This window comes from Chitinophaga vietnamensis (genome assembly GCF_902167635.1).
Taxonomy (GTDB): Bacteria; Bacteroidota; Bacteroidia; order Chitinophagales; family Chitinophagaceae; genus Chitinophaga; species Chitinophaga vietnamensis.
Genome location: NZ_CABHMS010000010.1, coordinates 170148 through 192363 on the forward strand (window position 1 = coordinate 170148; position 22216 = coordinate 192363).

Here is a 22216-nt window from a genome sequence, read left to right on the forward strand (position 1 = left end):
TCATTATGAAAAAGAAAAGACTGCCTTTAGAGAAAAAGCTTTTCCTGGGAAAAGCGCACATCGCTTCTTTGAACACACAACAACAATCAGCCATAAATGGTGGCGCAGCCTTCCTTACCCGCTTTACCATTTGCACTACTACTCAAACTGCGGTAGAAACCTGTTCAACCATTCCTCCTGGTCAAGATCTATGCGTTGCCTGCTAGGCGCATCCATATAACGCTACCAATATAGCGCTCCTCCGGAGCGTACGGGTAGATTGCATTGTATGGCTACCAATTAACGCTCCTCCGGAGCGATGTACGGGTAGATTGCATTGCACGGCTACCAATATAACGCTCCTCCGGAGCGATGTACGGGTAGATTGCATTGTATGGCTACCAATATTGCGCTCCTCCGGAGCGATGTATGGGTAGACCACATTGTATGGATACCAATATTGCGGTCCTGCGGAGATGTATGGGTAGATTGCATTGTATGGCTACCAATATAACGCTCCTGCGGAGCGTACGGGTAGATTGCATCGCAGGGCTACCAATATTGCGCTCCTTCGGAGCGATGTAGGGTAGACCACATTGTATGGATACCAATATTGCGCTCCGGAGGAGCGATGTATGGGTAGATTGCGTTGTATGGCTACCAATATAACGCTCCTCCGGAGCGATGTACGGGTAGATTGCATTGTATGGCTACCAATATAGCGCTCCTCCGGAGCGATGAACAGGTAGATCGCACAATATGTATCCCCGCCATGCGCCCCGCAGGGGCGGCATATTGGTAGCTCAAATGATATACCTACGCTTCCTGCGCCCCGTAGGGGCGCCATATTGGTAGCCGCCATATGGGCAACATGAAACCGGCTATTATTTTTATTTCTTAACCCAGACCCGCTTTATCCCCGCTGTCACACCAGCCAGAGGGAAAGGTATGTCTATTAAAACCCAGTTTATGAAAAAGAAAAAAGTATCCCTCAGCAAAAAACTCGTGCTGAAAAAAGAAGCCATTGTTAACCTGAACGCACAGGAACAAGCCAAAATCAATGGCGGCGCGCCTATCACCTGGTGGAGCGCTTGCTGTGTTGAAACTGATGAGGTGACCTGCCCTGCTGGCTGTCACAGATAAGTTCTCCCATTATTCACCTTCATTCCACCCACATGAAAAAGAAAAAGCCTTTACTCAGCAAGAAACTCCTGCTGAAAAAAGATGCCATCGCTAACCTGAATGAAGCGCAACAAGCCAGCATCGCTGGTGGTATGCCTGTTACCACCTGGAGCGTCTGCTGCGTAAAAACCAATGAGGCTACCTGCCCCGATGACTGCGTAAGAACTCACTTTTAAAACACCATTTATGAAAAAGAAAAAAATTGACCTCAGCAAAAAACTGCTGTTGAACAAATCAACAGTGGCTTCCTTGAACACCGACCAACAGCAGCAATTGCTGGGTGGTTTCGGCGTATCTGTGCTCTGTACAGACGACACCCGTCAGATCTCCAGCTGCCGCGCTACCAGCCCTGGCACTGGCCGTCCCTGCTGCCAGATACCTTGATAGCACCGGACTGTTTATTTTTTTACAACCGGGAAGATGTCCTGTTTTCCCGGTTGTATATCATCAACCTCCTGGCAAATGAATCCTGTTCCATTACCGCTGCAACAACTTTATCACGACCTGGTCCAGCTGCTCCGCGAAGAGCGTTTTGATGCGGACTACGCCAACAGCCTCTTTAAAGGGCCCTGGGGAGCGCTCCTGTTTATGTTCTACTATGAGCAGTATGCCGATCCTACGGCAGATAATGCCACCGCCCTGCTGGAAAAGATATACGAGCAATACTCGATCGAGGAAGATAGCAGCTATGCCTTCTGTTCCGGCCATACCGGCCCTTTCTGGCTGTTGGATCATCTCAACAGGCATGGGTTCCTGGAGATGGATATGCAATACCTCGCGGATGATTTCGTGACAGCTACGATTGTACAAAGCCGTGATCATCTCGATCATCTCAATTTCGATTTCCTGCATGGCAGCTCCGGCATGTGCAATTTCCTGCTGCATTACAGTGCCCGCCCCGATGTAGCGGCACACTTGCAGGAGTTTGTAAATGCGATGATGCTCCACAGCAAAATGACCGCCCACGGCCGCAGTCTGCCGCTCTTCTATACGCATGAAAAGCCGGTGGGCACTTTCGTGGATGCTTTCAGTCTGGCTCATGGTTCCTGCTCCATCCTCATTATACTGGCAAAGATCTACCAGGCGGGCATCGCGCAGGAGCAATGCCGGCAACTGCTGCTCGAAAGTTTTCCTTTCATCCTCCATCATAAAAATACACCGGCGGAAGGCAGCTTCCAGGCGCTGTTTCCAGCCATACTGGACGGTCATTCGATCAACAGTCGTCTTTCATGGTGCTATGGTGATCTCAACGTAGCGCTGGCGCTCTGGCGTTGTGGCCAGGCTATCAACATGCCTGCCTGGCAGGAAGAAGCCAAAGCGATCATGCATTATAATATTTGCCGCAATACGGATGAAGCGGCAGGTATCCTCGATAATTGTATCTGTCATGGTTCTGGCGGCATCGCCGCCTTTTACCGGAAGTTCTGGTTCGAGACGGGAGATATTGCTTTCTACCACTGCGCCAGCCACTGGCAGCGGCAAGCGGTGGAGAAAATTTCTTTTGATGAAGAAGGCCGCAAACACGGCATCAAAGTATGGCAGGGAAAAGACAAACAATGGGACTATGCCTGGGACCTGCTGGATGGCGGGGCCGGCGTGGGATTGTCGATGTTGTCGCACCTGCATGATACGCCACTGGCCTGGGATGAATGTTTCTTGTTGTCATAAAAAATAATTGAAAATGGCACTTTCGCATAAAGGGTTTTTCCTGTTGAGAACTCCGCTATACCCTGTAACCCGCTACAGGGAGGTGTTACAGGACAGCCTGTCTGAGCTGGCCGCCGCACATCCGCTGTTCCTGTATGCGCTGTGCATTGCTTCCAAAGACCTGCTGCGGGAACTGGAACGCGCCATCGCCGATCCTGCGGCGTTTAACCAGAAGAAGCTCGATAAATTACGCCGCTCTCTTTATAAATATTGGGTACGCGCCTGCACGCGCAGCACGCCCTACGGCATTTTCGCCGGATGCACCACCGGCGCCATCGCCGGCAACACAGTGATACAATTGCAAGATATTACCGCCGCACATCAGCATGTGCGACTGGACATGGATTATTTCACCAAAATCTGCGACCACATACAGCAACTCCCGGAAGTGAAGCCGGTACTGCGTTACAGCCCGAACAACAGCATATACCCGGCGGGCAACAAATACCGTTATGCAGAATATACTATTCAGCATAACTACCGCAAGTACCTGCTTACTTCCGTGGAGGACTCTGTATTTATGGAGAAGATATTAGGGGAAACCCGCGCGGGATCAACTGTAGCGGAGATCGTTCAAATGATATTGTCGGAAGATGATACCATCGCGCAGGAAGAGGCGGAAGCTTTTGTGGAAGAACTGATACAATCACAATTGCTGATACCGGATATTTCACCGCAGATCACAGGCCCCGATCAGCTACAGGCGCTGATCAGCCGTTTGTCGTCGGTGGCAGAGGCGGAGGTCCTGTACCAGTCTTTATGCGGCCTGCAGCAATTGTTGCGCCAGCAAGACTTTGCGCGCACGCGGCTCAATAGCATCCAGCAAATGTGCGAAACGCTTTTTCCTTTGGAAGCGCCGAAAGACCTGCTGCAGGTAGATCTTTTTAAAACGGCCCATACCTGCACCCTGAGCGAAAAACTCGTGAGCGATATTACCACGCAGGTGAACCGTTTGTTATCTATCTGCCACGGCTATACGAAATCACAATCGGAGATGAGCAACTTTGCGGCCCGTTTCCGTGAGCAATATGAATCGCGGGAGATGCCGCTCAGCTTTGTGCTGGACGCGGAAACCGGCATCGGCTATGGCGGCGCTACGGAACAAACGGTACATACGCCTTTCGTGGAAGACGTGTCCAATGGCCCCGCTACAGAAAACGCGACGGTGAGCTGGTCTGCCCTGCAACAGTTATGCCTGGATAAATACGAAACATTCCTGAAGGAAGGAGGAGGTACGGTGTACATCACCGATGAAGACCTTCAAAAACTGGGCGACCCGGAAACGGTGAACATGGCCAACAGCTGCTATCTCTTTGGTACGGTGCTGGCCGCATCTGCGGAGGCGGCAGATAATGGCGACTACCAGTTTGCGATGCAGTCGATGGGCGGCCCTTCCGCCGCCAACCTGCTCGGCCGCTTCTGTAGCGGCGATCCCGTGTTGGCCGCCAAACTGGCTGCCACACTGGAAGAGGAGGCTGCTGCGCATCCCGATGCCATACTCGCGGAGGTAGTGCATTATCCTGAAGCGCGTGCCGCCAATGTATTGATCAGGCCCGCTTTGCGGCCTTATGAAATACCGTATATCAGCGTGCCTGCCGCCACGGCAGATCATCAGATACCGGTATCCGACCTGCTGGTGAGCGTGCGGGGCAATGATGTGATCCTCCGCAGCAAAAGGCTCAACAAGCGCGTGATGCCGCGCCTCAGCTCTGCGCATAATTACAGTTTCAATAGCCTGCCGGTGTATAAGTTCCTCTGCGATCTGCAACATCAGTCGGTGGTATCGCATCTGTCCTGGGACTGGGGCGTGCTGGCTTCCCGGCAGCGATTGCCGCGTGTAGTGTATAAAAATATTATCCTCGCCAGGGCAGGATGGACGCTTACTTTTAAAGAGGTAGAGCAGCTGGGAGAAGCAGAGGCCGCACTACTGTCCTTTTTCACGGAATACCGTTCACGGCATGCCATGCCGGCGCTGGTATTGCTGGCAGAAGCAGATAATGAACTACTGATCGATCTCACACAACCCGCGTCTATACAGGTGTTGATGGAACATCTGCGGAGTAAAGGCCATGCAAAGCTGAAAGAATTTATCAATGGCGAAACAGAAGGCCTGGTGCGCGATGCGCAAAACAACGTATATGCGCACGAGTTATTACTGCCGCTCACCTGCATGCCTGCTGCCGCCAAAACGGCTACGATGGCTGCTCCGCGGCGCATGATCCTGGATGGACCCATGCGTTCTTTTACGCCCGGCAGCGAATGGCTATTTGTAAAGATCTATTGTGGATTTAAAACTGGAGAAGAATTGCTGGCCGGTTATTTTGCCGCGCAGCTTCCGGAATGGCAGGAGGATGGCCTCTTTGAGCAGTTTTTCTTTCTGCGCTTCGGCGATCCGCAGCCGCATATCCGCATCCGTTTTCTGAACAGCGCGCATCCGGCGAACAATGATGTGATACTGCACCGCATCGCCGCCGCCATGCAGCCTTTCATTGCGTCGGGGCAGGTGAGCAAGGTGCAATGCGATACTTACGTAAGGGAGATAGAAAGATATGGCGCGGAGACCATAATGTATTGCGAGCAATTGTTCATGGCCGACAGCCAGGCGGTATTGGGCATCATCAGCATGCTGGATGGCGCCGAGGGCGAGGCCTTCCGCTGGAAACTGGCCCTGCGCGGCGCGGGCATGCTGCTGGAAGATTTCGGGCTGAGCATCTCCGAACGCAAAAACCTGCTGGCCGCGCTGCGGGAGAGCTTCATCACCGAATTTGGCGGCGCTAAATTGCAGCACAAAGCACTCAACGATAAATACCGCAAGCATCAGCAGGAGATACAATCATTTATGCAGGCAGCGGATGATGAGAAGAACGAGATCACAGAAGCAATTGAAATGTTCCAGGCGAGAAGCGCCGTGACGGCACCTTTGGCGGAGAAGATACAATCGCTTTGCAGAGATGAAAACCGCTATCGCGATATCGTAGCCAGTCATCTTCATATGTTCCTCAACCGCATCTTCGTGGCTAAACAACGCAAGCACGAACTGGTCATTTACTTCTTCCTCGAAAAATACTATTTGTCACAACTGGCCATGGCCGCTACTATACGATGATGGGATTCACTTTTTTCAAACAGCTGGATGCGATGGACTGCGGCCCTACCTGCCTGAAGATGATAGCAAAATATCACGGCCGCGACTATCCGCTGGAATATCTGCGGCAGCAGTCGGGCATTACGCGCGAAGGCGTTACCCTGCTCGGCATCAGTGAGGCGGCGGAGAAGATCGGTATGCGCACCAACGCCGTGCAGGTCACCTTTGAAGAGCTGGACGAGCTGGTGGAACTGCCTTGCATCCTGCATTGGAACCAGCAGCATTTCGTGGTGCTGCCCCCACAGAATTACGACCGGCATAAAAAAAATGACAAGATACTTGTGGCAGATCCTGCACATGGCATGGTAAAGGTAGACAGGGCCACCTTTCAGCGTTGCTGGCAAGGTAACCGGAACCGCGGGGTGGCGCTGATGTTGGAGCCCGGCGAAAATTTTTTTGCCCTGAAGTCGGAGAAGCCCGCCCGTAGCGGCTTTCGCTTCCTGTTCCGCTACCTGAAACCTTACCGCAGGCAGGTAGTGCAACTGATGCTTAGCCTGCTGCTCGCCAGTTTGTTATCGCTCATCGCGCCCTTTCTCACACAGAGCCTGGTGGATGATGGCATCAACCGGCATCATATCGGTTTTGTATACCTGGTGCTGTTTTCGCAGCTATTGCTGTTTGCCGGTGCTACCGCTATCGAAATGATCCGCAGCTGGATATTGTTGCATATGAACAGCCGTATCAATATTAACATCATCTCTGATTTTCTCATCAAGCTGATGAAATTGCCGATCCGTTTTTTTGATACGAAGATGATCGGTGATATCCGTCAGCGCATCAACGATCATACCCGCATACAAGCTTTTTTAACCGGTACTACTTTGTCTACACTTTTTTCATTTGTGAACCTCCTCGTATTTGCCGCGGTGCTGGCGGTATACAGCTGGAAGATATTATTGGTGTTTGTATTTTTCAGTGCGGCGGCTATTACGTGGATATTGTTTTTCCTGCGCCGCCGCAAGGCGCTCGACTACAAACGTTTTCAGCGGATGAGCGAAAATGAGAACGTGCTGTTCGAAATGATCACCGGTATGCAGGAGATTAAACTGAATAATTGTGAAACAGCGCGCCGCTGGGAGTGGGAGCATGTGCAGGCGGGCCTGTACCGCATCAATGTGAAGGGCCTGGCCCTGGGGCAGTATCAGCAGCTGGGGGCGGTTTTTTTTCATCAGCTTAAAAATATCCTTATCTCGTTTATCACCGCAACAGAAGTGATGAACGGGCATCTAACGCTGGGGATGATGTTATCCGTGAGTTACATTATCGGGCAGATGAATAGTCCGCTGGATCAGTTGCTGACCTTCATTCAATCTGCGCAGGACGCCAAGATCAGTTTAGACAGATTGGGGGAGATCCATGAGCGGGAAGAAGAGGAGGCGCCGGAACGCGCGCCGGGCGTGCCTTCCCGGCTGAGTGGCGGGGATATTCATCTGCATCATGTATCCTTCCGTTATGGCGCGCGGCAATCCGCCTATGTGTTGCAGGATATCAACCTTACCATTCCGGAAGGCAAGGTGACCGCTATTGTGGGTACCAGTGGCAGTGGTAAAACTACCCTGATGAAATTGTTGTTGCAATTCTATGCGCCGGATGAAGGCACTATCACCGTTGGCGGTCAGCCACTGCAAAGCATTTCACCGAAGTGGTGGAGGAGGCAATGCGGCAATGTGATGCAGGATGGATTTATTTTTTCGGCCAGTATTGCAAAGAATATTGCGATCAGCGATGAAAAGATCGATCAGGAGAAGTTGATAAAAGCGGCGGAAGCGGCCAATATCAGGGATTTCATCGAGGCTTTGCCGGCGGGGTATCAAACGCGTATTGGTACGGCTGGCAATGGCATCAGTGCAGGGCAGCGGCAACGTATCCAGATCGCGCGGGCGATCTATAAGGATCCATCTTATCTTTTCTTTGATGAGGCGACGAGCGCGCTGGATGCCAATAATGAGCGGGTGATCATGCATAACCTGGAACATTTCTTCCGGGGGAAGACGGTGGTGGTGATTGCGCATCGTTTAAGTACGGTGCGGCATGCGGACCAGATCATTGTGCTGGATAAGGGCCGTATTGTGGAGCGGGGCACGCATGCCGCGCTCACGGCCAATCGTGGTAATTATTTTGAACTTGTAAAAAACCAGCTGGAGCTGGGCGCCTGATAAAATATGCCGGAACAAAAAACATTTACACATGCCTCGCTGGAAGAGGTGCGCAGTGAAGAGGTGCAGGAGCTCATGGGCAAGATGCCGCCGTGGATTGTGCGCAGCGGTATTACGATGATCGGTATTGTATTGTTATGTACTCTGGTGATGGCCGCCTGCCTGCGTTTCCCGGAGGTGGTGGCGGTGCGTGTATCCGTGAGAGGTAGTGAGGTGCAGGCGGTGGTGCCGTCAAAAGATGTATGGAAAGTACGTCCGGGCCAGGCGGTGGTGATCCGGTTGGATGCCTATCCATATGAGCAGTATGGCGTATTACAGGGGATGGTGCAAACGATTCCATTCGCAATTTCTGATACTACTTTCACCTGCAGGATAAAATTGAAACAGGGGAGGACTACGGCTACGGGAAAGGTGATCCCTCTGCAACCCTTGCTGGTGGCTGATGCGGAGATTGTAATCAGTGAAAAGAGCTTGTTGTACCGCTTATCAAGGCATTTCTTAACCAGTAATTAACAAACGGTAAGGATGCAGAATCATAAATGATTTACTAACTTGAGTAATAATAGAGAGCGTAATATCTGTCCAGACTAATCAGGAAAAACGAAACATATGATAAACATCTGCTGAGATGTATTACCTTTGCGCAAATTTTTCCATATCCCAATTTGAAAAAAGTGAACATGCTTTAATTACAACAGACCCTGATTGTTTGTAATGACGAGGAGATGCAGATTCATTTAAAAAATAAATATTGTATCGATGCCAAGAGACGTTGTCATTCCCAGTAACCCGTTTACCACTGATGATTCCGCTAAAACGTTTTACACCAGCCTTTAGGTAGTTTGTATTCCCGCGATGCGGACGGGATGTTATTGTTATGCCAATGGAGGGAGCGGCCCATTGTGCCAAGGGATATTGATTGTATGTTTTGAACTTTGATTGCATGAATGTGAATGCTACAAATGACAGTGAAGGAAATGAGCTGAGCAGCATTTCTTTTAAAGATCTTTTTACTCAGCAATACAGTTGGTTATGTTATTGTGCAGCAAGGGTGACACGTGATATGGATATTGCGAGGGACCTGGTACAGGATTTTTTTGTGTATTATTGGGCCAATCGTGAACAGATCAGGATCACCGGCACTTTTAAATCGTATGCTACGCGGGCGGTATTGAACCTGGCTGCATCGTATGTGCGGAAAGACCGTACCCGGGAACAGCATTATTCGCAATTACCTTCGGACGAATGGGAAGACAGCTTCGGGCAACGGCATGCGGAGCGGGAGTATGAGGCGCGCAGCAGCAAGCTGTTTGATGCCATTGGCAGTTTACCCGCCCAAAGGCGCAAGATCCTTATCCTGCACCAGTTTGGCAAAATGAAATATACCGAGATCGCCGATAAAATGGGCGTGAGCAAGAATACCGTTAAAACGCACTTGAAACTGGCGTATCGCATTTTAAGGGAAAATTTAAAAATTATTATGATTATATTCACCCCTTTTTAGCGATAGACCAACTTAATATTGAAATAACTCAATGTCGTCTGAAAATAGCCATATCAATTGGGACGCAATTTTAGCAGCATTGGAGAACGAGGAGAGTGGTGCGGAGATACCGCTGACAGAGGAAGAAGCACGTTGGGTGGAGACGTTCCGGGAATTAGGACAAACGCCCTTTCTTACCGAGTCGTTGTTGTTACCAGTTGAAGAAGATTTCTGGAAAGTGGCGGCCAGGGCCGGATTACAAGCCCCGGCTGTTGAAAAGAAACCGGAAAACACAACAGGCAGATTTATCCCTTTGCTGAAATTGGCCCGCCTTAAGGCCGCCGTGCTGCTAGTGATGATAGCAGCGGGAGCTATGGCCGTTTGGTTGCTCGGAAGGAGAGAAGCCAGGCCCGCCCTGAGGCCGGAATCCGATCCTTCCCTGCTGTACAACACCAATGCCAGCTTCGATCATATTCACGCAGACGGTTCCGAATTGCCTTGCAACTGCTGTTGTGCTCCCTCCTGCCCACAGAGAGGTAACCTCATGGATCATATCCTGCTGGATGGCGATGGCGACGACAGTAGCGTGATCACCGTTCCCAATTGTTTCATCAGGGAAACAAACAGCTGCATCCGCCTGGCTTCCTGTCGCCCCGTTACCAGGAAAAAAGATAAATTACTGTTCACACATTCCAGCCTGGAAGATGTAATGAAAGCTTTCGCTATGCACTACGATCTCAATTATCACTTCCTCGACGATGATAGCAAAAGAATATTACTCAATGGTATTGTTACGCTCACACCGGCGCCGCATGCATTGTTGCATCCGCTGGAGCAGGCCACAGGACTGAAACTGAGGATGTGCAGTGATACCGTATTCATCTCTCATAAATAATCTTGCTTTTCTTCTCTTTAAAAAAATCTGTTCTTCATTCACCCCTTCGCGTTATTTGCGATACTTAATATTGTATAATAGTTTAAGGCTATGCTAAAAGGGTGCGACCCGAAAAAAAATTAAAAATTGGTTCACCCTTTTTCATATAGCCGCCGACTTAAGTACGAATATGTTTGTGTAACTAAACGTTTTTTCAGGGTCGTTGCCCATATTTACAGCGGTTATCAGAGAGTCATTAGATTTCTTTTTACAGTGCCAGCTAAGCCAACGTACCTTCCGTAAAACGGAGATTTTGCCCATATCCTCTTTATTATGACTTGACCAGTGGTTCCTAACTATCTGGCAGAGGGACTTTTATCGCCAGTAAAAAGTGTTGTTTGTTTTAATCGTCAGGAGTCCTTATCAAGTATAATTAATAGATGAAAAACTTCTTGTCCGGAAACTGTCTGCCAATGGCGGACCGGACCTGCCATGCCTTTTGTGTCTTAAAACGTTGCGGATATGGAGTGTAAAATTTTACAAAAATCAACTTTATTCCTTCGTCTGTTAACCATTCTGTGTATACCGCTGCTGCGCCCCGTTGTCGTCAACGCGCAGCAGGATGCCATGTTTACCCAGTACATGTTTAACCCGCTTGCCGTGAACCCGGCATATGCAGGTAGTCGCAATGTACTGAGCCTTACAGCACTATACCGTGATCAATGGGTAGGTTTGAAGGGAGCACCTAAAACTTTTACTTTCTCTGCGGATATGCCTACCTGGAATAATAAGCTGGGACTGGGTATCATGGCATTCAACGATCAGATCGGCGTTACCAAATCCACCGGCTTTTTCGGCGTGTATACCTATCGTATCCGCTTTTCCAACAGCGGCACGCTGGCCATCGGCCTGCAAGGAGGCGTTACCAACTATAAAGCCGATCTCACGCAGGTGAGCCTGATCGATCAGAATGATCATGTGTTTGCCAACAACATCAATTCTTTCCTGCCCACCTTCGGCGCGGGCGTGTATTATAACACGGATAAATTCTATGTTGGTTTTTCTGCACCAAATATTATCAAGAGTTATCTGCGCAAGGATGTGTACTTGTATTCTTCCGAGCTGATTGCGCAGAAGTTTGAACATATGTTCTTCATGGCAGGCTATGTGTTTGATATGAATAACGATGTAAAACTGAAACCTTCTTTTCTCGTGAAATACGTGAAGGGCGCGCCCATACAGGCTGATATCAATGCGCAGGTATGGTTGAAAGATGTAGTGAGCCTCGGCGGTTCCTACCGTACCGACAAGAGCGGCGCACTCCTCACGGAAATACAATGTACGCCTCAGTTCCGGCTGGGCTACTCCTATGATTTTTCGAATAAGTCCCTGGCTGCATATAACCGCGGATCGCATGAGATCATGCTGCGGTACGAGTTTGGTTTTGAGAAAGGGAAGATATTATCACCCCGGTATTTCTAAAGCAGCAGCCAATGAAGCGGAAATTTTACGTCTTTATCTTTTTACTGTATCTCGTTTTATCCCCCGGAATCCCGGCTATTGCTCAATCGGCCGCCAAACTGGTGAAGCAGGCAGATCGTGCCTATGCGCAGCTCCGGTTTGCGGCCGCATTGGAACTGTACCACCAGGCCAATGCACAACAAGGCGGCGATCCGCATACGATCAAACACATCGCCTTGCTGGAGCAGGAACTGCAACATTATAAAGAATGCCTGCCCTGGTTTGCGCAGATCAATTACGACAAAGAAGCGCCATCATGGCTGTTGCTATACGTACAGGCGCTTTCCAGCAATGAGCAGTATGAGCGCGCCGACAGCTGCCTGCGCGTGTACCGCATGAGAACACAGCAGGAGGCGCCCTACAATTTCTCACAGGTAGATCAGTTGTTCCGTGATTCGTCGCAATGGCAGATACAATATGCATCGCTCAATTCCACGCTGGACGAGTTTTCCCCGGCGCTATTCGGCCATAACCTGGTGTTTGTGACTAACCAGTATTTGTCTACCGGTATCAAACGAGTATATGCACGCGATGAAAAACCTTTCCTGCAATTGCGCATGGTCACTGATACCGCCGGTATAAAGTATACGGATATACGAAAAATGAGTTTTATACGTAACGACGATGTGGTGTTCCGTTATGTGTTCAACGACGATGATACTTATCCCACCAGCAACGACAGCAAGGTAGCGGGTTTATACCGTTTCCGTTACCAGGACTGGAAAGGTGTGAAACGTCCGGGATGGAATAATGGCGTCAATGTTTTCGACAATCATGTAAATACAAAATATCATGAAGGCCCTGTAACCTTCTCATCCTTGTTTGATACCCTTTACTTTACGCGTAACAATTATGTGCCGGGCAGGTACCGGACCGACAAGCAGGGCATCAACCGCCTGAAGGTGTACAGCGCCGTATACCGCAGTGGTGGCTGGGAGCAGATCAAAGAGTTTCCTTTCGACAGCGACGATTATTCCACTGCGCATCCTGCCTTGTCGAAAGACGGCAGCACGCTCTTCTTTGTGTCGGACATGCCTGGCGGTTATGGCGGCAAAGACATCTACTATGTTACCAAAGCAGCAGACGGCAGCTGGAACAAGCCGGTGAATGCGGGCCCGCAGGTAAATACCAGCGGCGATGAGCTTTTTCCTTTCATCGATGCGCGCAACAACCTTTACTTCTCTTCCAATGGCCGCATGGGCCTGGGCGGCCTTGATATCTACCGGGTACGCTGGGCGCAGGGCGCCGCCAGCGGCGTGGCGGAGAATCTGGGTTATCCCATGAATACTTCCAAAGATGATTTTGGTATCTGGTGTACGGAAGACGAGAGCGGGCTGCATGGCTTCTTCAGTTCCAACAGGTATGGAGATGATGATGTGTTCCGTTTCCGTTCAAATCCGCTGCAGCTGCGACTAAGCGGCACGGTGTTCAACCGTATCACCAGCCTGCGGCAGCAGGGGGTAACGGTGTCGCTTATACGAAATGGAGAAAGCAGGGATACGCTTACCTCTCTTACGGGCAATTTCGGATGGCCTTTGTTGCCCAATACGGATTATGAGATCAGGGCAGAGATGAAGGGGATGAAGAAAGTGGTGCTGCCTTTTTCTACCAAGGGTATCGACACAGACAGCCTGATACATCATGACCTTTTCCTGGAACCTTTGCCGGATGGCGCTTTGCGCTGGCCAAAGAACTGTGATTCGCTCAGGCGCCTGTATGCGATGCCGGATATCTTCTTCGATCTCGACAGCTATGCCATCCGGCCGGATGCTTTGCCGGTGCTGAATAAGTTGGCGGCGATGCTGCGTCAGGATACGGCTTTGTCGCTCGTGATTGCCTCTTATACCGATGCGCGTGCGAGTGTGGCTTACAATAACCGTTTATCCGAGCGCCGTTCGAGGTCGGTCGCCGCCTGGCTGGAAAACGCGGGCATAGCGCCCGCGCGCCTGACGGTTCAATATTTCGGGGAAACGCGTTTGCGGAATGGGTGTAAGGATAATGTGCCTTGTCCGGAATACCTGCATCAGCAGAACCGCCGGTCGGAATTTTATTTCGTGAAAGACGGCATCAATATTACACAGGAATGTGTGCATCAATAAAAAATTACTGATTACTGAATAAAGATCGCTATATGATACGGAAACTTTACCTGTTACTGACTTGCTTCTTTTTACTTGCGCTGACGGCTAAGGCGCAGGTGGGCGTTGGTACCACTACGCCTGATGCTTCGGCAGCCCTGGATGTGACGGCGGCCGACAAGGGGGTGTTGGTGCCGCGGATAGCGCTGCGGGATGTAATGGATCCTTATCCCGTGGCGGTGGCGCCGGCAAAGGGTTTGCTGGTATTCAACACAGCTGCGGGCGTAAAGGGCGGCAACGGAGCCGGCTTCTATTATTGGAGCGGCGCTGATGGCAATCCGGCTAACAAATGGATCTATGTTGGCGGTGATTTTCTTACGGAGATCACCAATAACAAGGTATTGCGTGATTCTATCATCAACCTCATCAAAAGTTCCGGGCAGAATATGCGCTCGAAAAGCAACAAGCTGGTGATAGCTGGCGGAGATAGCAGCGTGCTGAAGCCGGTATGGCTGGATATTGATATGAAGGCCTTGCTGACGGATTCGCTTTTCCGGGATACGGTGATCAGCCTGATCCGCAGCCGGGATATCAGGAAAGACAGCGTAGGTAAGTCCGGGTTTATTGACTTGTATGATAGCAATGGCAATGTGTTGTCGAGGGCCGATAGCAGTGTATTGAAATATTTCAGGATAGGGGTGAACTCCCGCGGGTTGCGCGATAGTGTGAGCACTGTGGTGCTGGATAGTTTGAATAGAGGCCGTGTGAGAGATAGTGTATTGCAGATGACCAGCCGTAATATTAAAGATAGTTTGATCAAGAGCACCACGTTCCGTGATAGTATGTTTGTAAACCTTCGTGGCAAAGCGGATAGCGTTGGCAAACGTGGCTTCATTGATTTGTATGATGCCAATGGCAATGTGCTGTCGCGGGCGGACAGTAGTGTATTCAAGCATTTTAAAATCGGTGTGAATTCCCAGGGTTTCCGTGACAGCGTAAGCACCGTAGTGTTGGATAGTTTGAATAAGGGCCGTGTGAGAGATAGCGTCTTGCAGATGACCAGCCGTAATATTAAAGATAGTTTGATCAAAAGCAACACGTTCCGTGATAGTATGTTTGTAAACCTTCGCGGCAAGGCGGATAGTGTTGGTAAACGAGGTTTCATTGATCTCTATGATATCAATGGTAATGTGTTGGCGAAGTCCGATAGCAGTGTATTTAAGCACTTTAAGATCGGTGTGAACTCGCTTGCTTTCCGTGATAGCGTAAGCACTGTAGTGCTGGATAGCCTCAACAAAGGCCGCGTGAGAGATAGTGTCTTGCAGATGACCAGCCGTAGTATTAAAGATAGCTTGATCAAAAGCAACACGTTCCGAGATAGCATGTTTGTAAACCTCCGTGGCAAAGCGGATAGCGTTGGGAAGCGCGGTTTCATTGATCTCTATGATATCAATGGTAATGTGCTGGCGAAGTCTGATAGTAGTGTATTTAAACACTTTAAGATTGGTGTGAATTCCCAAGGCTTCCGGGACAGTGTAAGCACCGTAGTGCTGGATAGTTTGAATAGAGGCCGTGTGAGAGATAGCGTCTTGCAGATGACCAGCCGTAGTATTAAAGATAGCTTGATCAAAAGCAACACGTTCCGTGATAGCATGTTTGTAAACCTTCGCGGCAAAGCGGATAGTGTTGGCAAACGTGGCTTCATTGATCTCTATGACATCAATGGCAATGTGCTGGCGAAGTCTGATAGTAGTGTGTTCAAGCACTTTAAGATTGGTGTGAACTCCCAAGGCTTCCGTGATAGCGTGAGTACAGTGGTGCTAGATAGTTTGAATAGAGGCCGTGTGAGAGATAGTGTATTGCAGATGACCAGCCGTAGCATTAAAGATAGTTTGATCAAAAGCACCACGTTCCGTGATAGCATGTTTGTAAACCTCCGCAGCAAGGCGGATAGCGTTGGGAAGCGTGGCTTCATTGATCTCTATGATATCAATGGTAATGTGCTGGCGAAGTCTGATAGCAGTGTGTTCAAGCACTTTAAAATCGGTGTGAATTCACTTGCTTTCCGTGATAGTGTAAGTACCGTCGTGCTGGATAGCCTCAACAAAGGCCGTGTGAGAGATAGTATCGTTAACATGGTGACCAATAATAAAGTCATCCGCGATAGTATCTTCAATAACCTCCGAGGAAAAGCGGATAGTGTTGGTAAACGTGGCTTCATTGATCTCTATGACATCAATGGCAATGTGCTGGCGAAGTCTGATAGTAGTGTTTTCAAGCATTTCAAGATTGGTGTGAATTCCCTTGCTTTCCGTGATAGCGTAAGCACCGTAGTGCTGGATAGTTTGAATAGAGGCCGTGTGAGAGATAGTGTATTGCAGATGACCAGCCGTAGCATTAAAGATAGTTTGATCAAAAGCACCACGTTCCGTGATAGCATGTTTGTAAACCTCCGAGGCAAAGCGGATAGCGTTGGTAAACGTGGTTTCATTGATCTCTATGATATCAATGGCAATGTGCTGGCGAAGTCTGACAGTAGTGTGTTCAAGCATTTCAAGATTGGTGTGAATTCCCAAGGCTTCCGTGATAGCGTAAGCACCGTAGTGCTAGATAGCCTCAACAAAGGTCGTGTGAGAGATAGTATCGTGAACATGGTGACCAATAATAAAGTGATCCGTGATAGCATTTTCAATAACCTCCGAGGAAAAGCGGATAGTGTAGGTAAACGTGGCTTCATTGATCTCTATGATATCAATGGTAATGTGCTGGCGAAGTCTGATAGCAGTGTGTTCAAGCATTTCAAGATTGGTGTGAATTCCCAAGGCTTCCGTGATAGCGTAAGCACCGTAGTGCTGGATAGCCTTAACAAAGGCCGTGTGAGAGACAGTATCGTGAACATGGTGACCAATAATAAAGTCATTCGCGATAGCATCTTCAATAATCTCCGAGGTAAAGCGGATAGCGTTGGTAAACGTGGTTTCATTGATCTCTATGATATTAATGGTAATGTGCTGGCGAAGTCCGATAGCAGTGTATTCAAGCACTTTAAGATTGGTGTGAACTCCCAAGGCTTCCGTGATAGCGTAAGTACCGTAGTGCTGGATAGTTTGAATAGAGGCCGCGTGAGAGATAGTGTATTACAGATGACCAGTCGTAGCATTAAAGATAGTTTGATCAAAAGCACCACGTTCCGTGATAGCATGTTTGTAAACCTTCGCAGCAAGGCGGATAGCGTTGGCAAACGTGGTTTCATTGATCTTTATGATATCAATGGTAATGTGCTGGCGAAGTCCGATAGCAGCGTGTTTAAGCACTTCAAGATCGGCGTAAACTCCCTAGCTTTCCGTGATAGCGTAAGCACCGTAGTGCTGGACAGCCTAAACAAAGGCCGTGTGAGAGATAGTGTATTACAGATGACCAGCCGTAGTATTAAGGATAGTTTGATCAAGAGCACCACGTTCCGTGATAGTATGTTTGTAAACCTTCGCAGCAAAGCGGATAGCGTTGGCAAACGTGGCTTCATTGATCTCTATGATATCAATGGTAATGTGCTGGCGAAGTCCGATAGTAGTGTATTTAAGCACTTCAAAATCGGTGTGAACTCCCTTGCTTTCCGTGATAGCGTAAGCACCGTAGTATTGGATAGTCTTAACAAAGGTCGTGTAAGAGATAGTGTATTACAGATGACCAGCCGTAGTATTAAAGATAGCTTGATCAAAAGCACCACGTTCCGAGATAGCATGTTTGTAAACCTCCGAGGTAAAGCGGATAGTGTTGGTAAGCGTGGCTTCATTGATCTCTATGATATCAATGGCAATGTGCTGGCGAAATCCGATAGCAGCGTGTTTAAGCACTTCAAGATCGGTGTGAACTCCCTTGCTTTCCGCGACAGCGTAAGCACCGTAGTGCTGGATAGCCTCAACAAAGGCCGCGTGAGAGATAGCATCATCAACATGGTGACCAACAATAAAGTCATCCGCGATAGTATCTTCAATAACCTCCGAGGTAAGGCGGACAGCGTTGGCAAACGTGGTTTCATTGATCTTTATGATATCAATGGTAATGTACTGGCGAAGTCCGATAGTAGTGTATTTAAGCACTTTAAGATCGGTGTGAACTCCCAAGGCTTCCGTGACAGCGTAAGCACGGTAGTGCTGGACAGCCTCAATAAAGGCCGCGTGAGAGATAGTGTATTGCAGATGACCAGTCGTAGCATTAAAGATAGTTTGATCAAAAGCACCACGTTCCGAGATAGCATGTTTGTAAACCTCCGCAGCAAGGCGGATAGCGTTGGGAAACGTGGCTTCATTGATCTCTATGATATCAATGGTAATGTGTTGGCGAAGTCTGATAGTAGTGTGTTCAAGCACTTCAAGATCGGTGTGAACTCTTTGGCTTTCCGCGATAGCGTAAGCACCGTAGTGCTGGACAGTCTCAACAAAGGCCGCGTGAGAGATAGCGTATTGCAGATGACCAGCCGTAGCATTAAAGATAGTTTGATCAAAAGCACCACGTTCCGTGATAGCATGTTTGTAAACCTTCGCAGCAAGGCGGATAGCGTTGGCAAACGTGGTTTCATTGATCTCTATGATATCAATGGTAATGTGCTGGCGAAGTCTGATAGCAGTGTATTTAAACACTTCAAGATAGGCGTAAACTCCCTTGCTTTCCGTGATAGTGTAAGCACCGTAGTACTGGACAGCCTCAATAAAGGCCGCGTGAGAGATAGTATCGTTAACATGGTGACCAATAATAAAGTGATCCGCGATAGTATCTTCAATAACCTCCGAGGTAAAGCGGATAGCGTTGGTAAGCGTGGCTTCATTGATCTCTATGATCTTAATGGTAATGTGCTGGCGAAGTCCGATAGCAGTGTGTTCAAGCATTTCAAGATTGGTGTGAATTCCCTTGCTTTCCGTGATAGCGTAAGTACCGTAGTGCTGGATAGTCTTAACAAAGGCCGTGTGAGAGATAGTGTATTGCAGATGACCAGCCGTAGCATTAAAGATAGCTTGATCAAAAGCACCACGTTCCGTGATAGCATGTTTGTAAACCTTCGCAGTAAGGCGGATAGTGTTGGCAAGCGCGGTTTCATTGATCTCTATGATATCAATGGTAATGTGCTGGCGAAGTCTGATAGTAGTGTATTTAAGCATTTCAAGATTGGTGTGAATTCCCTTGCTTTCCGCGATAGTGTAAGCACCGTAGTGCTGGACAGCCTTAACAAAGGCCGTGTGAGAGATAGCATCGTTAACATGGTGACCAATAATAAAGTGATCCGCGATAGCATCTTCAATAACCTCCGAGGTAAAGCGGATAGCGTTGGCAAGCGCGGTTTCATTGATCTCTATGATATCAATGGCAACGTATTGGCAAAATCCGATAGTAGTGTATTTAAGCACTTTAAGATCGGTGTGAACTCGCTTGCTTTCCGTGATAGCGTAAGCACCGTAGTACTGGACAGCCTCAACAAAGGCCGCGTGAGAGATAGCATCATCAACATGGTGACCAATAATAAAGTCATCCGCGATAGCATCTTCAATAACCTCCGTGGCAAAGCGGATAGCGTTGGTAAACGCGGCTTCATTGATCTCTATGATATCAATGGTAATGTACTGGCGAAGTCCGATAGCAGTGTATTCAAGCACTTCAAAATCGGAGTGAACAGCAAAGCTTTCCGTGATAGCGTAAGCACCGTAGTGCTGGACAGCCTCAACAAAGGCCGCGTGAGAGATAGCATCATCAACATGGTGACAAACAATAAAGTCATTCGCGATAGTATCTTCAATAACCTCCGAGGTAAAGCGGATAGTGTTGGCAAGCGCGGTTTCATCGATCTCTATGATATCAATGGTAACGTCCTGTCCAAAGCCGATAGCAGCGTGTTCAAGCATTTCAAGATCGGTGTGAACAGCAAAACCTATCGCGACAGTACCAAACAAGTGATCATCGACAGCCTCGGCAGCCAGCAGGTAAGGCAAACGCTGGCCCAAACCCTGGTCACTACACCGGTGAAAGATACCATCCTCTCCATCGTGAGAAATAACCCGGTATTCACCAACCTGAAAGTGATCACGGATCAAAACTACACCGTAGCCAGCAATGACTATATCATCATCGTCAAAGGCATGACCGCCACCCGTACGATCACGCTGCCACCGGTAGCATCCAGCACGAACCGAATGCTTATCATCAACCAGTTCTCGCCGTCGCAAACATTGCAGTTCGACCAGAACATCCAGTACTCGGACGGTACGCAATCCAATTCGCTGCTCTCGTCGTTCGCGGGAGGAGCCACCGGCGGCGCACTCAAAGTAACGCTGGTATCCGACGGTACCACCTGGTATGTTGTAAGCTACACGTTCTAACAAGGAAAAGCATGAACATGATCAAACTATTATTCAGCAGGCAACGCAGGCACACAATAACAGCAGTCGCATTACTGGCAGGAGCGCTCAGCGCTTCTGCCCAGACTGCTGTCAACAAAGGCACGTTGCACGTGAACCCGAATACCATCGTGTATTTCGGGGATCATTTCTCGAATGATGGTAATTACTATAACGATGGCCAGGTCACCTTCTCTGCCAATCTTACCAACAACGGAAGTATGTCAACTGCCGATACCGGCACCACCTTCTTCAGGGGCAAGAACCTGCAACTGATCAACGGCGCCGCGCCGGTATCCCTTTTCAATGCGTGGATGAGCAACAGCATGCAGGGCATATCCTACGAACTGGATGATGAGATGGGCATCCGCAAGAATATGTATTTTAATAATGGCGTGGTAAAAACGACCGACAAAGGCTGGGTCACCTTCTTCAACGGCGCCCGCGCCCTCGGCGCATCAGACAATAGCCACGTTTCCGGTAAAGTGAAGAAAACCGGTAACGAGCCATTCATGTACCCGATTGGTAACGATCAGTACTATCGCCCTGCCGGCATCAGCGCGCCCGCCAGCGCCACGGAAACCATTGCTGCCGCTTACTTCTACCGGGATGGTAATTTTTCTCCCTATGATCCCCGCATCACCGATGGTAAAACCGGAAAAGTGAACATAGGGGAATATTGGGTGATGGACCGCGAAGCTGGCAGCACGCCCGTAACCGTTACCCTCACCTGGAACGCAGATAAAACACATACCATTGTAACCTCGCTGCCAGCACTGCTGATGGCCCGCTGGGACGGACAACAATGGGTGAGCGAAGGCGGGAAAGACGCGAGCGGCAACGAACGCGCCGGATCGCTCAACAGCGGCCATGCACTCGCCACTCTAGGCCCGCTCACTTTCTCCGAACTGCTCCGCCAGGCGCTTATCGGCCTCGCGCAGATCGCCAGCGAACCGCAATTGCAGCCGGATCAAACGTATACCGTCACCATCACGCTCATACTACGTAACATGGGCAATGTGCCGCTGGACAGCGTGATGCTCACCCATAATCTCGCTAACACCTTCCCATATCCGATGAAGTTCAGAAGATCGGGGCAGATCTCCCAAAGCGGCGACCTGGTGCAGAACGATGGCTTCGATGGTAATGCAGATATACAGCTACTCAAAGCACTTAGTACCATCGCGCCACAACAACAGGATACCGTGAGCTTCACGCTCAATATCTCGCCGGAAGGCCGCTATGGCACCTTCTACAGTTCTGCACAGGTGTCTGGTAAAAACGGCGACGTAGTGGTGAAAGATATTTCGAATGATAAAACCATCCTGCCGCCGAATAACAACGGCGACCCAACGGCTTATAACGATCCTACGCCCATCACCCTGCAACCCTTGAAACTGAAGATACCGGAAGGTATCTCGCCCAACGGTGATGGCCGCAACGACCGCTTCGTGATCGAAGGCCTCGATCCCAATGCCAAAGTGGATATGAAAATATTCAACCGCTGGGGCGATGCAGTATATGAAAATGCAGATTATCAAAACGACTGGGATGGCCGCTGTAACCGCGGGCTCCGCATTGGCGACCAACTGCCCGATGGTACTTACTATTACGTGATCACCATCAGCGACAGAACCCAGTCTAACAAGATACAACGTTTCGTAGGCTTCCTGACACTGATGCGTTAATGTTTAAATGATAGAAG

General features: G+C 49.3%; 14 protein-coding genes. All 14 read left to right on the plus strand.

Going from position 1 to position 22216, the window contains the following annotated elements:
* Positions 1-5: 5 nt before the first annotated feature.
* A complete protein-coding gene (locus FPG75_RS23925) occupies positions 6-206 on the plus strand; it encodes a class I lanthipeptide (protein ID WP_143310572.1) in 201 nt (66 codons plus the stop codon).
* Between the two features lie 742 nt (positions 207-948).
* Positions 949-1122, plus strand: a complete 174-nt coding sequence (locus tag FPG75_RS26095) for a class I lanthipeptide (protein ID WP_161596904.1) — start codon at positions 949-951, stop codon at positions 1120-1122.
* A gap of 32 nt (positions 1123-1154) precedes the next feature.
* Positions 1155-1337 carry a class I lanthipeptide gene (locus tag FPG75_RS23930; RefSeq protein WP_143310573.1) on the plus strand — a complete coding sequence of 61 codons (183 nt, stop codon included), beginning with the start codon at positions 1155-1157 and terminating at the stop codon, positions 1335-1337.
* Positions 1338-1347: 10 nt separating this feature from the next.
* Positions 1348-1545, plus strand: a complete 198-nt coding sequence (locus tag FPG75_RS23935; RefSeq protein WP_143310574.1) for a class I lanthipeptide — start codon at positions 1348-1350, stop codon at positions 1543-1545.
* Between the two features lie 78 nt (positions 1546-1623).
* Positions 1624-2829 carry a lanthionine synthetase LanC family protein gene (locus FPG75_RS23940; protein ID WP_161596905.1) on the plus strand — a complete coding sequence of 402 codons (1206 nt, stop codon included), beginning with the start codon at positions 1624-1626 and terminating at the stop codon, positions 2827-2829.
* 13 nt (positions 2830-2842) lie between these two features.
* Positions 2843-5974 carry a lantibiotic dehydratase gene (locus FPG75_RS23945; RefSeq protein ID WP_143310576.1) on the plus strand — a complete coding sequence of 1044 codons (3132 nt, stop codon included), beginning with the start codon at positions 2843-2845 and terminating at the stop codon, positions 5972-5974.
* Complete coding sequence (locus FPG75_RS23950) at positions 5974-8169, plus strand: peptidase domain-containing ABC transporter (RefSeq protein WP_143310577.1); 2196 nt, start codon at positions 5974-5976, stop codon at positions 8167-8169. The genes FPG75_RS23945 and FPG75_RS23950 overlap by 1 nt, the downstream gene beginning before the upstream one ends.
* A 6-nt stretch (positions 8170-8175) precedes the next feature.
* Entirely contained in the window at positions 8176-8682 is a 507-nt protein-coding gene (locus tag FPG75_RS23955) for a hypothetical protein (protein WP_143310578.1), read from the plus strand.
* Positions 8683-9112: 430 nt separating this feature from the next.
* Complete coding sequence (locus FPG75_RS23960; protein ID WP_143310579.1) at positions 9113-9673, plus strand: RNA polymerase sigma-70 factor; 561 nt, start codon at positions 9113-9115, stop codon at positions 9671-9673.
* A gap of 31 nt (positions 9674-9704) precedes the next feature.
* Positions 9705-10547: a hypothetical protein gene (locus FPG75_RS23965; RefSeq protein WP_143310580.1), complete on the plus strand. Its 843-nt coding sequence runs from the start codon at positions 9705-9707 to the stop codon at positions 10545-10547.
* A gap of 501 nt (positions 10548-11048) precedes the next feature.
* Positions 11049-12008, plus strand: coding sequence for a PorP/SprF family type IX secretion system membrane protein (locus FPG75_RS23970; protein ID WP_143310581.1), 960 nt, complete (start codon positions 11049-11051; stop codon positions 12006-12008).
* 11 nt (positions 12009-12019) lie between these two features.
* Positions 12020-14146, plus strand: coding sequence for an OmpA family protein (locus tag FPG75_RS23975; RefSeq protein WP_143310582.1), 2127 nt, complete (start codon positions 12020-12022; stop codon positions 14144-14146).
* Positions 14147-14178: 32 nt separating this feature from the next.
* Positions 14179-20493, plus strand: coding sequence for a hypothetical protein (locus FPG75_RS23980; RefSeq protein ID WP_143310583.1), 6315 nt, complete (start codon positions 14179-14181; stop codon positions 20491-20493).
* Positions 20494-20510: 17 nt separating this feature from the next.
* On the plus strand, positions 20511-22199 hold the full coding sequence (locus FPG75_RS23985) for a gliding motility-associated C-terminal domain-containing protein (RefSeq protein ID WP_143310584.1): 1689 nt from the start codon (positions 20511-20513) through the stop codon (positions 22197-22199).
* Positions 22200-22216 lie beyond the last annotated feature (17 nt).